Raw genomic sequence first — 603 nt, 5'->3', positions numbered from 1 at the left:
GCATCCTGTTCGTTCCCGAAGTGCTGTTGTCGGCCAATGCGATGAAGGCCGGCATGTTCATCCTGCGTCCGCTGCTTGCCGCCACCGGCGCGCCGAAGCAAGGCAAGATGGTCATCGGCACCGTCAAGGGCGACATCCACGACATCGGCAAGAACCTCGTCGGCATGATGATGGAAGGTGCCGGCTTCGACGTCATCGACCTCGGCATCAACAATGCGGTCGAGAAGTATCTCGATGCTATCGAGCAGCACCAGCCCGACATCATCGGCATGTCGGCACTTCTGACCACGACCATGCCCGATAGGAAGTTCGTCATCGACACGATGAAGGAAAAGGGCATCCGCGACGATTATGTCGTGCTGGTCGGCGGTGCGCCGCGGAACGAGGAATGCGGCAAGGCCGTCGGCGCCGACGCCTACTGCCTCGACGCCGCGGTGGCGGTCGAGACCGCCAAGGACTTCATGAAGCGCAAGCATAACGTGCGGACTTGAGCACAGCAGTTCGGTCCATGTTGTAACCGACAGCGCCGTCATGCACCCGGATGGCAAGATGGCCAGAATCGCTTGGCTCGAAGGGGGCTGAGGTCCGTATGCGCATCGAGTC

The 603-nt window shown here is 61.0% G+C and carries 1 protein-coding gene; it reads left to right on the top strand.

The features are described from left to right. A partial coding sequence (locus AC0ZT5_RS35215; protein ID WP_488500175.1) for a cobalamin-dependent protein occupies positions 1 to 491 on the top strand: 491 nt, incomplete at its 5' end. Between the last annotated feature and the right edge of the window lie 112 nt (positions 492 to 603).

This window comes from Mesorhizobium sp. CNPSo 4670 (assembly GCF_057784235.1).
This window is presented reverse-complemented; position numbering and strand designations above follow the sequence as displayed.